This is a genomic window from Marinobacter sp. C1S70 (assembly GCF_000475355.1).
GTDB classification, from domain to species: Bacteria; Pseudomonadota; Gammaproteobacteria; order Pseudomonadales; family Oleiphilaceae; genus Marinobacter; species Marinobacter nauticus.
The window spans coordinates 1-13,156 of sequence record NZ_AXBW01000038.1 but is presented as its reverse complement, the minus strand read 5'-3'; the positions used below and the strand labels follow the sequence as shown (position 1 = coordinate 13,156).

13 protein-coding genes and 1 pseudogene are annotated in these 13,156 nt (G+C 55.9%); 10 read left to right on the top strand and 4 right to left on the bottom strand.

What is annotated here, in order from left to right; all coding sequences use genetic code 11:
* Positions 1-6: 6 nt before the first annotated feature.
* From Q669_RS11620 to Q669_RS11610, 3 genes are read right to left on the bottom strand one after another with little or no spacing between them, the layout of a single operon-like run.
* Entirely contained in the window at positions 7-1,593 is a 1,587-nt protein-coding gene (locus Q669_RS11620) for a dihydrolipoyllysine-residue acetyltransferase (protein WP_022992374.1), read from the bottom strand.
* A 26-nt stretch (positions 1,594-1,619) separates the two neighbouring features.
* Positions 1,620-2,597 (bottom strand): alpha-ketoacid dehydrogenase subunit beta, encoded by a 978-nt coding sequence (locus Q669_RS11615; RefSeq protein WP_022992373.1) that lies wholly within the window; start codon positions 2,595-2,597, stop codon positions 1,620-1,622.
* 1 nt (position 2,598) lies between these two features.
* Entirely contained in the window at positions 2,599-3,783 is a 1,185-nt protein-coding gene (locus Q669_RS11610) for a thiamine pyrophosphate-dependent dehydrogenase E1 component subunit alpha (RefSeq protein ID WP_022992372.1), read from the bottom strand.
* Positions 3,784-4,058: 275 nt separating this feature from the next.
* On the opposite strand from Q669_RS11610, the gene Q669_RS11605 reads away from it, so the two are divergent.
* The 7 genes from Q669_RS11605 to Q669_RS11575 all read left to right on the top strand — a co-directional run bounded on the left by Q669_RS11605 (position 4,059) and on the right by Q669_RS11575 (position 10,408).
* A complete protein-coding gene (locus tag Q669_RS11605) occupies positions 4,059-5,522 on the top strand; it encodes a malate:quinone oxidoreductase (RefSeq protein WP_036149640.1) in 1,464 nt (487 codons plus the stop codon).
* Between the two features lie 29 nt (positions 5,523-5,551).
* Entirely contained in the window at positions 5,552-6,013 is a 462-nt protein-coding gene (locus Q669_RS11600) for a methyltransferase family protein (protein WP_022992370.1), read from the top strand.
* Positions 6,014-6,047: 34 nt separating this feature from the next.
* The gene (locus Q669_RS19885) at positions 6,048-6,425 is read left to right on the top strand and encodes a GntR family transcriptional regulator (RefSeq protein ID WP_227501096.1); all 378 of its coding nucleotides are present in this window, start codon (positions 6,048-6,050) and stop codon (positions 6,423-6,425) included.
* Positions 6,416-7,447 carry a PLP-dependent aminotransferase family protein gene (locus Q669_RS11595; protein WP_022992369.1) on the top strand — a complete coding sequence of 344 codons (1,032 nt, stop codon included), beginning with the start codon at positions 6,416-6,418 and terminating at the stop codon, positions 7,445-7,447. The genes Q669_RS19885 and Q669_RS11595 overlap by 10 nt, the downstream gene beginning before the upstream one ends.
* Positions 7,448-7,563: 116 nt before the next feature.
* Positions 7,564-8,952, top strand: a complete 1,389-nt coding sequence (gene ccoG, locus Q669_RS11590) for a cytochrome c oxidase accessory protein CcoG (protein ID WP_022992368.1) — start codon at positions 7,564-7,566, stop codon at positions 8,950-8,952.
* Positions 8,953-9,193: 241 nt separating this feature from the next.
* Positions 9,194-9,499: a hypothetical protein gene (locus Q669_RS11585; protein ID WP_014421613.1), complete on the top strand. Its 306-nt coding sequence runs from the start codon at positions 9,194-9,196 to the stop codon at positions 9,497-9,499.
* 405 nt (positions 9,500-9,904) lie between these two features.
* Positions 9,905-10,408: an NUDIX hydrolase gene (locus tag Q669_RS11575; protein WP_200861802.1), complete on the top strand. Its 504-nt coding sequence runs from the start codon at positions 9,905-9,907 to the stop codon at positions 10,406-10,408.
* On the opposite strand, the gene Q669_RS11570 is transcribed toward Q669_RS11575, so the two are convergent.
* A complete protein-coding gene (locus Q669_RS11570) occupies positions 10,371-10,622 on the bottom strand; it encodes a hypothetical protein (protein ID WP_014421610.1) in 252 nt (83 codons plus the stop codon). The two genes, Q669_RS11575 and Q669_RS11570, sit on opposite strands and share 38 nt — an antisense overlap.
* Positions 10,623-11,077: 455 nt before the next feature.
* On the opposite strand from Q669_RS11570, the gene trxA reads away from it, so the two are divergent.
* The 3 genes and pseudogenes from trxA to Q669_RS11555 form a co-directional block, all read left to right on the top strand.
* On the top strand, positions 11,078-11,401 hold the full coding sequence (gene trxA, locus Q669_RS11565) for a thioredoxin (RefSeq protein ID WP_022992367.1): 324 nt from the start codon (positions 11,078-11,080) through the stop codon (positions 11,399-11,401).
* A gap of 131 nt (positions 11,402-11,532) precedes the next feature.
* A complete protein-coding gene (locus Q669_RS11560) occupies positions 11,533-12,486 on the top strand; it encodes a LysR family transcriptional regulator (RefSeq protein ID WP_014421608.1) in 954 nt (317 codons plus the stop codon).
* Positions 12,487-12,677: 191 nt separating this feature from the next.
* A pseudogene (locus Q669_RS11555) lies at positions 12,678-13,156 on the top strand (hypothetical protein); the annotation flags it as partial.

The window sequence follows — 13,156 nt, the reverse complement described above, 5'->3', positions numbered from 1 at the left end:
AGCCCGTCAGCCCATATGCAACAGCATGGTCTGGGGCGACTCCAGATAGCTCTTCCATAGATTGCAGAACCGCGCGATGGTGCCGCCATCAATAATGCGGTGATCGCCGGCCCAGCTGATCGTCATGATCGCCCGCTCAACCACCTGACCATTGGCGTCGAAACGCGGTAGTTTCTGGGTGCGGCCCAGTGCCACAATCGCCACTTCCGGTGCGTTGATGATGGGCGCTGCGTAGGTGCCGCCCAATGCGCCGATATTGGAAATGGTGATGGTGCCGCCTTTGAGATCATCCTGGCTGACACGTCCGGAACGGGCGGCCTCAGTCAACCGGGCGATTTCCTCGGCGATACCCAGCAGGGTGAGCTGTTCAACATGCTTGACGTTGGGCACCACCAGGCCAGCTTTGCCATCTACCGCCATGCCAATGTTGCAGTGGGGCAGGTAGTGGATTTCGGTCACGTCCTCGTTTAACTGACTGTTCAATACCGGGTATTCCTGAACAGCCAGGGCCATGGCCTTCATGAAGAATGGCATGAGCGTTAGCCGGGTGCCTTTGGCTTCAGCCTCCGGCTTCAGCTGTTCCCGAAGCCTGAGCAAGTCGGTTACATCAATATCCTCACTGTAGATAAAGTGAGGGATGGTGGTTGCCGATTGAACCATCGCCTTGGCCATGGCCGCTTTCATGCCTTTGATCGGTTCCACGCGGACTTGCTGATCACCTTCGGCGTGGCGGCGAGGCGCCGTGCTGGGTTCAGCCTGACGTTCGGTGGCGCTGGGCTCCGATTTGGGCTGTTCCAAATGCGCCAGAACATCTGCCTTAAGCACCCGGCCATCCTTGCCGGAACCGGCAATGTCGCCCAGGTTCAGCTCGTGCTCGCGCACCAAACGACGGACCGCCGGGCTTGCTGGAATCCGGGCCCGGGTGCCGGTTGCCACCGGTGTCGCTTTTGTGGGCGCGGCGTCCGCCGACGGCCTGGATTCACTCTTTGGCTGAGGAGTCTCTTCACGATCCCGTGGGATGAAGGCAAACAGCGGTGAATGCACCCGCGCCATGGATTGCTGCTCGTGGTAGAGCTTGGTGATTCGTCCGGCCTTGGGGGCGGTGATCTCAACCATGGCCTTATCGGTCATCACGTCCACGACCGGCTGATCTTCTTCGATCTCGTCGCCCTCGGCGACGCGCCATTCAACCACCTCGCACTCGACAATCCCTTCACCGACGTCGGGTAAAATAAAGTCTTCAGTCGCATTATCGTCCCCGCCTTGTGCGGGTTCCGCTTTGGCTACAGCTTCCGGGGCAGCATCTACCTGCGACGACTCTTCAGCGCTTGCTGGTGCCGGCGCCCCGGCCTCGCCACTCTCATCCACCAACTCGAACAGTGGCGCATGCACCTTCGCGATATCGCCTTCCCTGTAATAGAGACGGGTAACCCGGCCCTTGTAGGGGGCAGGAATTTCCACCAGCGCCTTGTCAGTCATCACTTCGGCCACCGGCTGGTCTTCCTCGATGACGTCGCCTTCAGCTACCAGCCATTTGACCAGTTCACATTCCACGATACCTTCGCCGATATCGGGCAGAATAAAATCACTCATGCTTGTTCTCCTGTCCTGATATCCGCCTAGAATTCCACGCTTTCCCTGATGGCCTCGTAGACCTTCAGGTGATTCGGCAGGTGCTCCTTCTCAAGCACCAGCGGGAAGGGGGTGTCCATCCCGGTTACCCGCGCAATGGGAGATTCCAGGTACAGGAAGCAGCGCTCCTGAATGGTCGCTGCAATTTCGCCGGCAAAGCCTCCAGTGAGAGGAGCTTCGTGGGTAATCACAAGGCGCCCGGTTTTGAGCACGGAATTGGCCACGGTTTCCACATCCCAGGGCAGGATCGACCGAAGGTCAATCACCTCGCAGGAAATGCCTTCCTTTTCAGCGCGCTCAACCGCCTGATCAATCACGTCCATCTGGGCGCCCCAGCCAAGAATGGTCACGTCAGTGCCTTCCTTGGTGATCTCGGCTTCACCCAGAGGCAGGCGGTAATCTTCATCAGGCACTTCGCCCACAGACGCCCGGTACAGGCGCTTGGGCTCAAAGAACAGTACCGGGTTCGGATCGTGGATGGCTGCCAGCAGCAGGCCCTTGGCCTGGTGCGGGTTGCGGGGTACTACAATCTTGAGCCCCGGGGTGTGTGCGAAATAGGCTTCCGGGGATTGTGAGTGGTAAAGGCCGCCGGCAATGCCACCACCGTAGGGTGCACGAATGGTCAGGCCACCGACGTTAAAGAGGTTGCCGGAGCGATAGCGGTATTTTGCCGATTCGTTCACGATCTGATCGAAGGCCGGGAAGATGTAGTCGGCAAACTGGATTTCCGCCACCGGCACAGAGCCCTGGGCGGCCAGACCGTTGGCAAAACCGATGATGCCCTGTTCCACCAGCGGTGTGTTGAAACAGCGGGACTTGCCGTATTTCTGTTGAAGATTACTGGTAGCGCGGAACACGCCGCCAAAAACGCCCACGTCCTCGCCGAAACACAACACTTTGTCATCGGCCGCCATGGCGGTATCCAGGGCATTGTTGATGGCCTGGAGCATATTCATCTTGGTCATCTCACGCTCCTCCCTTAACGTGTTCGGCGCTCTTTGGGTACTCATCCGGATATCGACGTATGTGAGCCTTCAGTTTCTCAAACTGCTCGGCCAGCATGGGAGGTACTTCGTCATAGACATCGGTAACCAGAGTTTCGAGGGCTGGTGGCGGACGCTTCTGCGCCCGCTTCATGGTTTCCAGCACTTCCCGGCGCATGTTTTCCTGGAACTGTTTTTCGTCGTCCTCACTCCACCATTTCTTGCTTTCCAGCCACAGGCGCATGCGCAGGATCGGGTCTTTCTCGCGCCATACCGCTTCCTCGTCTTTGCTGCGATAACCGGACGGGTCGTCGGAGGAGGAGTGGGCCGCAAGGCGGTAGCTCATTGCCTCAATCAATACCGGGCGATTGTGTTTCACGGCCAGCTCCCGGGCGGCTCTGGTGGCTTCATACATGGCCAGTACGTCGTTACCGTCTACCCGGATAACGTCCATCTTGTAGCCATAGGCTCTGGGTGCTACGCCGTCGGCTGCGAACTGTTCGGCTGCGGGGGTGGAAATGGCATAACCGTTGTTCCGGCACAGGAAGATGACGGGGACGCGGTGTACTGCAGCCATGTTCAGGGCCGCGTGAAAGTCACCCTCGGACGCGGCGCCTTCGCCAAAATAGGTGATGGTGCAGTGGCCGTCTCCCGCCAGCTTCTGGCCATAGGCATAGCCGGTAGCCTGGGGAATCTGGGTGGCCAGGGGCGAAGAGATGGTCATGTAATTCAGCTTTTTCGAGCCGTAGTGCACGGGCATTTGACGGCCCTTACCATAATCAAGCTCATTGCCGAAAAGCTGGTTCATGAATTCGTCGATGGAAAAACCGCGGTAGGCGAGGGCGCCTTGCTCCCGGTACTGCGCCATGATCATGTCGCTATCATCCAGCGCGGCGGCGCTGCCGATCACAGCGGCTTCTTCACCGGTACACTGCATGTAGAAGCTCAGACGCCCCTGGCGCTGGGCAGCAAGCATACGCTCATCGAGAATCCGGGTGGTGAGCATGGCCCGATAGATGCGAAGGGCTTTGTCTTTTTCAAGATCCGGCGCTTTGGCGCTCTTATAGAGCTTGCCGTCCTGCTTCAGGAGCTTGAACGTGGGAATGCGGAATTCCGCACCATCTGTAAACGAGGGGGAATACACAACTTTCGATTTTGTTGTTGTCATAGTCCTCTTCCTGGGGTATTGGCCTGAGGAAACAAAACACGCCTTGTGGGCGTGTCGTTAATGTCATTGTAGACAACCTGGGGAAATCTGGTGTGGATCATTCCAGGCTTGGATTTACCTTAACGTAAACTGCATGCCTCGGGTAGACCCAAAACGTGGATTTTTATTTAACTGTGCCACACCGACGAATTTTCCGTGTTTGCCGCAAGCATGCTAACGTCAATACAGGTACTCTATTGAATAGCTTCATTAAACGGACTCTGGTGGGCAGGCATATGAATGTGATCGTGATCGGCGCAGGAATAATGGGAACCACTTTTGCCACCCTGGCGAAGGAACTGGCGCCCGAGCTAGATATCACCATTCTGGAGCGACTGGACAGTCCGGGCGCGGGCAACTCCTGGTCTTTCAACAATGCCGGCACGGGCCACGAGGCCAACTGCGAGCTTAACTATACGCCGGTGGATGGCGAGGTAATCTCGGTGGAGAAAGCCTTGAAAATCCATGCCCAGTTCAACGTCGCCAAGCAGTTCTGGGCCTACCTGATACAAAAAGATGCGATAAAAGAGCCCACAAGCTTCATCAACCAGACCCGTCATTGCACCCTGGTCTCCGAGCCGTCCATCGAGGAACTCAAGCTACGCTTCAAGGAAATGTCCGCCCACCACTTCTTTGAGCGTATGCGCTTTTCCGAGGAGTTTGACGAGATCAAACGCTGGATCCCCTACACCATGGACGGCCGGCCCCGTCATGAAAAAATGGCAGCAACGGTGGTGGAAACGGGAACGGACGTGAATTTTGGTGCCCTGACGGAACAGATGGCGGAATACGCAATGAACGAGCTGGGCGTGAAAATCGAGTATGGCGTCCATGTAAAGCGGGTTCACCGGAGCCCCGCGGGGAGCTGGTTAGTAGAAACTCAAACCCGTGGCACTGCTGTTCAACACCGGGCCGATGTACTGTTTGTTGGCGCGGGTGGGGGCGCCTTCCCCATTCTCAAGAAAAGCCATCTGCCGTTTGCCCGGCGGTTTACCGGTTTTCCGGTGGGCGGGCGCTTTCTGCAGGCGGAGATCACCGAAGAGCAGGCCCGTCAATATCGCGCAAAAACCTATGGCAAGGCGGAAGTTGGTGCACCCCCTATGTCTGTACCTCATCTGGACCTGCGGGTGGCTGACGGCCGGCATTATTTGCTGTTTGGCCCCTTTGCGTCATTCAAGCCCGTTCTGGAAAAAGGGCGCGGGGTCATTGATTACCTGAAGGCCATGCGCCTGCACGATATCCCCGGCTTGCTGAACGTGGCGATGGAGCATTTCCCGCTGGTGAAATACCTGGTATCTGAAACCTTCAAAGGCGAAAAAAGCATGCTGGAGTCGCTTGAAAAGTTCGCCCCTGGCCTGAGCTCCAGGTTTGACTGGAAGCCCATCGAGGCTGGCCAGCGGGTTCAGATCATCAAGGATGGGGATCTACAGATGGGCACAGAGATTATTGTGTCCAAGGACAAAACCTACGGCACTTTGCTCGGGGCGTCGCCGGGCGCCTCGGTGTCACCTGAGGTGATGTTGCGGGCCCTGGAGCAATTGTTCCCGACGGTATTTGCCGGAGAATCCGCCAGATCCAAACTGAAAGAGATGTTCCCTGAAGACAATCTGGATACACTGATCAGCAATCCGGAGCGGTATCGTGAGATTCGGGACGCCGTGAACTCAACCTTGGGCATCCAATCAGAGATACCAGCGTAGCCGAGCGTTCTCAGGGACGAATACAAACAGTGAAAGCACTCGAACTCAAAGTTCCACCCGTCGTTCTGGCCATCCTTTTCGGGGCGGCCATGTGGGCTATTTCGAGGCTGTTGCCGTCTGGCTACTTTACCGTTCCTGGCAGACTGATTCTGTGTACCCTCATGGTCCTGACTGGTGCAGGTATTGCCCTGGCCGGCGTTCTGGCATTTCGTGCAGCAGGCACCACCGTGGATCCTCGTACGCCCCATCAGTCTGCCAGCCTGGTGGTTGACGGGATTTACCGTTACACCCGCAATCCCATGTATCTCGGATTCCTGCTGATGCTTATTGCCTGGAGCCTGTATCTGGGCAGTGTATTTGCTGCGCTGTTACTGCCTCTGTTCATGCTGTACATGAATCGCTTCCAGATTAAACCCGAGGAACGTCATATGCGGGCATTATTCGGGGACGATTACACCCATTACACCTCACGTGTTGGGCGATGGTTCTAACCAGGGAGCGGCATATCGCCGGGCTGCACATGTAATGGCATCAGGCAAACCAAGATACCAAGTTCTCGAGGCATCTCTGCGCGAAGGCATACTGTCGGGGCGGTGGCGGCCTGGCGAACGCATACCTTCAATAAGAAAGCTATGCCAGAACCATAGTCTTGCCAAAATTACCGTTCAGCACGCACTGCAACGTCTGGAAGCACAGGGGTTGGTCGAGGCTCGTGAACGCAGTGGCTTTTTTGTGTCTATGGCGCAAAACCGATTTGAGAGCCCAAGTCATCCTGTAACGCTGGAAGCGCCTCAGCCCGTATCCGTCAGTCAGGTTTTTCAGGACATTATGAGCCGAAGTGCGGCTTTCGATCTGCTACCGGGCTCCGATAGGACGACGTACCTGCGGGCATCGTGCAGCTGAATCGTTCTATTTCCCGGGCATTGAGGCGCCAGCGCGGAGACTTTCAATACTATGACGAGCCGGCAGGAGACCCTTCGTTACGGCAACAGATAGCACTGCGGGCGGCAAAACGTGGCTGGCAGGCAGAAATAGATGAGCTTTGCATCACATCTGGTTGCCAGCAGTCACTGTTCCTCGCGCTGATGGCGGTATGCCAACAGGGGGATGTCGTTGCGGTTGAAGCACCTGGTTTCTATGGCGTTCTTCAGTTGCTGGAACAACTGGGGCTTCAAGTAGTAGAAATTCCGGCATCGGCAGAAACGGGACTGGATGTCGGTGCTTTTGAGCAAACATTGCAGCGTTGGGATATCAAAGCCTGCGTGGTCTCTCCGTCGTTTGCTACCCCCACTGGCGCTTCAATGCCACTGCATGCCCGAGCACATCTGATAGAGCTCGCAGAACGCCATGATCTGGCCATCATAGAAGACGACATATACGGCGAGTCTGGGTGGCTGGTCGTGCCGGATACACTGAAAGCCGTCGACCACTCGAACAGGGTCATCCACTGTAGCTCACTTTCCAAAGTGCTTTCCCGGGACCTGCGTTTGGGCTGGATATCCGGAGGGCGATGGCACGACGACATCGTTCGGCTGAAGCTTACATCACAGCTTGCCAGTAGCCGGTTCATTCAGCGCGGTGTTGCAGATTTTTTCGCGGATGGCGGGTATGCGGCCTACCTGCGGCGATACCGCCAGCAACTGCAGCGCCAGCGAGACCAGTTGCTCGATTTGCTGGGTACATGGTCTGTCCCGATTCGGGCGACTTCTCCGGCAGGAGGGTTGGCGCTGTGGCTGGAATTGCCAGAGCATGTTGACACCATAAAGCTATACAACCGCGCCTTGGACGAGGGTGTCGTGATCACTCCCGGTGAGCTCTTTTCGATGTCCGGGAAATTCTCAAACTGTTTGCGGCTCAGTTTTGCGCACCCCTGGACGAGAGCCAGAGCTGAGGCATTAATGCGGCTCCCCAGTCTGATGGCCTGACACAAACCCCCATCTGTCCCTGTCAATTTCTAAAAATGTGGTCCTGCCCCTAATACACCGATACCTCTATCCTGCCGCCACTCGATCACATCCGATGACAGGTAAGGGGTGCAGCCGTGACCCAGTTCATTTCCGTAAAACAGCTCGACCAGGCGCCTGGCGCCAGAGGACACCAGAAAATACAGCCACGATCCTTTACAGGCCTTTATCGACGCTTGAGGCTCTGCGGAGGAGCCGTACTGTTCGCCCTGTACTTTGGGGTCGTCTGGCTGAACTGGAATGACCGTCAGGCCGTGCTTTGGGATCTGGCGGAGAAAGAGTTCCATATCTTTTCAGCCACGTTCTGGCCAGAAGATCTCATTCTGTTATCGGCAATTCTTCTGATATGCGCATTCGGACTCTTCTTTATCACGATGTGGGCCGGCCGTGTGTGGTGTGGCTATGCCTGCCCACAAAGTGTCTGGACCTGGGTATTCCTGTGGGCAGAGCGCTTAGCCGAGGGCGATCGCTCCCGAAGAATCAAGTTGGACAGAGCCGGGCCAAGTGTAAATAAAGCAGCCCGAAGAGCCTGCAAACATGGCCTCTGGCTCATAATCAGCCTGATTGCCGCGATTACGTTTGTTGGATATTTCACCCCGATCCGGGCCCTGGTTGGAGATTTGGTGAGCCTGGAGGCGTCTGGCTGGGCTGCGTTCTGGGTCTTCTTTTTTACCGCAGCCACCTATTTGAATGCGGGCTGGCTCAGGGAGAAGGTCTGCTTTCACATGTGCCCTTATGGCCGCTTTCAATCTTCCATGGTCGATGCCGATTCGATGGTAGTGAGCTATGACGCGGCGAGGGGAGAGCCCCGGGGTTCTCGTCGAAAGGGTGAGCAGCGCGCGCCGGACGACGGCCTGGGAGACTGCATTGATTGCCAGTTGTGCGTTCAGGTCTGCCCGACAGGTATCGACATTCGTGACGGACTGCAAATGGAATGCATTGGTTGCGCGGCCTGCATTGATGCCTGCGATTCCATCATGGACAAGATGGGGTACGACCGGGGACTGGTTCGCTATGCGAGCGAGCGGGAACTGGCCGGTGGCCTTACCCGTGTGCTGCGACCTCGCCTGATCGGCTATTTCCTCCTGCTGGTTTCGACGATCGCCTTGTTCTCCTGGGGTGTCGCGTCCCGGCCGCTGGTGACCCTTGATGTAGAGCGGGATCGAGGGATGTACCGGTTTACTGCAGACGGTCAGATTGAAAACAGCTATCTGTTGAAAGTAAGAAACAAGGACAGCGAGGCGAGGTTTTTTATACTTGACGCAGTAGGACTTGAGCATGGCGAATATCAGGGGCCAGGCAGTCTGGCGCTGGAACCTGGGGAAAAAGCCGAGATTCCCGTATCCGTTACCTATCCGCCCGACTATCTCTCCAGTGCCAATGTGAATATTCAGTTTGAAGTCAGCTCAATGGACGGCAAGGGAGCGCCTGTCACCTCCCGATCAACCTTCCTCCGGCCCAGGTAATGCCTGGCCGCGGCGAGCATCATCTCTCTTGTTGTCACTGCATGCCAAATGCTGGCATGCCTGAGAGGGTGTGCCAGTTACCGGCATGGCGTGTCACTTGTGCCAACAGCTGGCATCGCTATAATTGGCGCCCGCTTTGGTGTGCCCAGGCTGCGATTTTACCGCTCGCCCGCGGCTACGCCAGAAACTGGCACCGGCAGAAGCTCGTGCCACTTGTTGGCATGATGCCTCCAGAGAGTCTATGTACCGCGATTTCAAGACCACCCTTGAGCTCATTACCACTGTGCTGGATAACGCTGATCTGACTTCAGATGAGATCCGAAGGCGTTATGCCAACATGCCTGACCGGACATTTAAGCGACACATGGCGATTGCCCGCAAACACGGCGCACAGATGGAATGTGTCTCTGATCCTGCCGGCCGCTACACCTGGATTTGTCGCAACAGAAATCAGATAGAGAGCCGAGTCCGAACCTGGCTGATCTTTGAGCGCGAACGAACACTGGTGGGCGATTCCCAGCTCGACCTTTTGCATCAGTCTCTGTAGTGGCTTTCATTTGCCCGAATGTGGCGCATGCCGAAATCGCCACCATTGCCTCGATTTTGCTAAGCTTTCAGGGAGCAGGGAGAAGATGCAATGGCCTTCCATAACCCGGATCCGAAAATCCGTGAAATCGAACGTGACAACGCCCGACTACGTGCCAAATTTTTCGCCGAACTGTTTGGCGGTGCCTGGCGTGTGTTTCGCCGGGTTTTGTTGCGCTGTCGGGTCCGCCAGCCGCGCGTTTGTTGCGTGAAAACTGAGTGCGCACCCCACGAAAATTCTGATCAGCGAAGTGCAAGCTGCTCACAGGTACCGCGCTGACATTTGCCCCGCATACCTGACGAACAACGACGAGATGAGCATTTTATGGCTGCGGCAACCGAAAGTGAGCTTCGGAGTAACAGGTATATGCACCCGGTGGTGGCGACGATTGCGGTGCTTTTCAGGAACGATGAAGTGTTGCTGGTGCGCCGTGCTAACCCGCCGGACGCGGGTCGCTGGGGGTTTCCGGGTGGAAAAATGGAACTGGGAGAGACGATCGAAGCCGCCGCTGTCAGGGAACTGTTCGAGGAGACCGGCATTCGGGCGACCGCCGGCAGGGTATTCAATGCCGTGGATGCCTACGACGTCGGGGATGAAGGGCATCTTCGTTCCCACTTCGTCCTGATCGCCGTTCTCTGTCATTGGGAGGAGGGTGAGCCGATAGCCGCCGACGATGCACTGGATGCGGCGTTCGTTCCGATGGCGACCCTGGGCTCAAGCGACCTCGCTCTGAGTCTTGATGTTGAGGAGATCGCTCGGGAGGCTTATACGTTGCTTCGAAACCAAAAACGCACCGTCCCTGGTGCCAAGACGCAAATGAAGCAGCTAAAGCTCAACCGTGGCTTTCGGGCTGAACCTGGCCGCGGATAACAATCTGACCACTGTATGGGGCCGGTTTGGCTGCATGGCTCTCCGCGTCGCGATCCTGAATTTCACCGCGAATCACGATCTGTCCGCTATAGGGGGCGGGCTGAGCCTGCTCCGAGCGGCCCTCATCGGATTTGCGGTCTGCCAGGGTTGCGTTGGCGGGCAGGGCTGCGGCTGCAAAGAGTGAAACCAGAGTGATGAGTACAAATTTACGCATAACACGTTCTCCAAAGTTCGATGGGTTAGTGCTCATACCGGTGTCGCCAATGGACTCGATATCAGATGGAGCGAAGTATGGAGCTGTAAAGTCGAAACGAATAATTCCCAAACGGTATGCAATACATCATGCTTGGTGATGGGTGTTGAGTATTTCAGGTCATGGGGTGAACGTATAACTACTTATCCATAAGCACGGATAATGTTTTGAGCACCTGCGATTGATCAGCCCTGAGCGCCAACCGGAAAATTGGCCAGGTTTATCGACACACATTTCGGAGTTGGTTGTGAATTCCCAGTGTCTGGTGCCGGTTGGGCCGGTATGTAATAAGCGGCTGTGAAGGGTAGGCCGGAAATCATCATTGCAGGAAATGGAACTTATACAATCCCGCAATTAGTTTTCATGGGCAGAAAGCTTCAATGTTTGAATCAGGTTCAAATGGAGGAGATTTGCCGATGAGCAGCATAATTGAAGTAACAGATGTTAATTTTGAGCAGCAGGTTGTGAAGAGCGATCGGCCTGTGCTCGTGGACTTTTGGGCGCCCTGGTGTGGACCCTGCAAGACGGTTGCACCAATGCTTGAGGAAATCGCAGACGAGTTTGGTGAACAACTGACGATTGCCAAAGTAAACGTGGATGACAGCCCGGACATTACTGCCAAAATGCGTATCCGGGGCATTCCGACTCTGTCCCTGTTCCAGGGCGGCGGTGTTGTTGCCCAGAAGACAGGGGCTGGCAGTCTCAGTGAGTTACGGGCATTTGTAAAAGGCCACCTTTGATGCACATAAAAGCCTCCTGAACGGGGGCTTCTTCGTTTAAGCGGTGAACATCGCCTTTGACGGAATGCCGCAATTGCGGTCGAGTCATTTGCCAGCCAGAATTGACCGGTGCTCAGGATCAGGAACGTTAAATGAAAACACAAGAACTCCAGCTGTTGTACATATTTGACGCCATTATGACTGAGCGCTCGGTGACCCGCGCTGCAGACCGGCTTGCCATGACCCAGCCTGCCGTATCCAATGCGATCTCAAGGATGCGCCAGATCTGGAACGACCCGCTGTTCGTGCGAAAAGGCCGAAACATCGAACCGACATCCTATGCGCTCAGTCTGTGGCACCAGGTTGGCGATCACATGTATGCGCTAACCAATGCGGTGAGTGCGACTCAATTCGATCCGGCCACATCAAAGCGAAAGTTTCGCATCGCCGTAACGGATGTGACTGTTGAAATGATCTGGCGCCAGTTGATTGAGTTGCTGGAACGTGACGCGCCGGGAGTGGACGTCCACGCTGTGCCGTACACGCCGGAAGGTACGTACGACGATCTGCGCGAAGCCCATGTGGATCTGGCGGTAGGTATGCTTACCCAGCACGATCACAGCTTGCGAAGCACCTGGTTGTTTGAAGGTGGATACGTTTTGGCAATGCGTGCCGACCATCCGCTTGCCGGCCGGCAGATCACCATGGAGGAATTCCTCGAGGCCCGACACCTGCTTGTGACAATGTCAGGGGATGCCCATGGTTTCGTGGACAGTTACCTTGACCAGAAGGGGTATAGCAGGCGCATTGCTGCCACAGTTAACCACTTTTCGATTGTTCCCCAGATTCTCAGGGAGTCGAACCTCATTACTGCAGTTCCGGAGTTGATCAGCCAGGACTGCGGCTTCGTGGACGGCCTGTGGATGGGGCAATTACCTTTCGAAGTAGATCCGACCAGTCTTTACCTCATTTGGCACACCCGCCACGACCGCGATCCCGGAATTGTCTGGCTGCGGAACCACGTTGAACGGCTCCTTCGCGAACGCTGGCATGACATTATGACCAGCTCGCCATGTGGCCATTCGACCGTAAAAGCGATTGCCTGAAACGTGTAGAAGCTGAGTCATCACTTTTCGTGATGATAAAGATACCGCAACAGAATTATTCAGCCTCCCGAAAACCTCCAATAATCCTGTGCAGGTGTCGCAAGCCGCGGCATTGGCAAAGGGTTGGTTAAACCGCAGTTTATGCGGTCGGCTTGCCCAACAACCTGCATATCCTGCAATTTGGAGGGGGAATGAGCGGCCAGACAAACTGCCCATCTGTGGATTCACGCTGGAATTCGGCAGCACTCGAAGATTCCGGTAACCAGAAATGGTACAAGCCAATCGTCTCTGTAAACGTCGATAACAGCGGCAAGAGGCACATTTACAAGGCGTTCAGATTCTCCCGGGGCCTTCTCGGGAATTACTTCAGATTTCTCGCATCCCACGAATTCAGGATGTTGAGAAGAGTAGAGCACCTCGATTTCACGCCTGATCAAGTCTCTCGGCCATCAGACGTCTCGCCGACCGTCCATTATCGCCTGATAGAGGGGCGGGCTATCAAGAATGTTGCGGAAGGCGGTGGTGTCCCTAGTGGCTTTTTCTCGCGGCTTTTCAATGATGTGAAAACCCTTCATCAACATGGGGTGGCGCACTTGGACCTCGGCAATTCCGGAAACATTCTGGTTTCGGAGCACGGCGACCCTGCGATTGTTAATGGCCAATTAAAGTG